Source organism: Plebeiibacterium marinum (assembly GCF_026013615.1).
Taxonomy (GTDB): Bacteria; Bacteroidota; Bacteroidia; order Bacteroidales; family Marinilabiliaceae; genus Saccharicrinis; species Saccharicrinis marinus_A.
The window spans coordinates 1-357 of the sequence record NZ_JAPDPI010000163.1; the positions used below are offsets into that span (position 1 = coordinate 1).

Sequence of the window (357 nt, forward strand, 5' to 3'; positions counted from 1 at the left end):
TCAAGGATGCTCGAGTGGTGGAATTGGTAGACACGCAAGACTTAAAATCTTGTGTCCATTAGGACGTGCGGGTTCAAGTCCCGCCTCGAGTACTTTTAAAATTTCTTTAGTTGAAATTTTAATAAATTAAAAAAAAAAAGAAAGTATTGTTTCAAAGGAAATAATAGGATAAATAAAGTATTGAAGATGCGAAAATAGCTCAGTTGGTAGAGCACGACCTTGCCAAGGTCGGGGTCGCGGGTTCGAGTCCCGTTTTTCGCTCCAAGGATGCTCGAGTGGTGGAATTGGTAGACACGCAAGACTTAAAATCTTGTGTCCATTAGGACGTGCGGGTTCAAGTCCCGCCTCGAGTACTTA

3 tRNA genes are annotated in these 357 nt (G+C 42.3%); all 3 read left to right on the forward strand.

The features are described 5' to 3' along the window. The first annotated feature begins 8 nt into the window (after nucleotides 1-8). The 3 genes from OM074_RS21320 to OM074_RS21330 all read left to right on the forward strand — a co-directional run bounded on the left by OM074_RS21320 (nucleotide 9) and on the right by OM074_RS21330 (nucleotide 353). Nucleotides 9-92 (forward strand) — tRNA-Leu (locus OM074_RS21320). 96 nt (nucleotides 93-188) lie between these two features. Beyond that, nucleotides 189-264, forward strand: a tRNA-Gly gene (locus tag OM074_RS21325). A gap of 5 nt (nucleotides 265-269) precedes the next feature. Then, nucleotides 270-353, forward strand: a tRNA-Leu gene (locus OM074_RS21330). The last annotated feature ends 4 nt before the right edge of the window (nucleotides 354-357 follow it).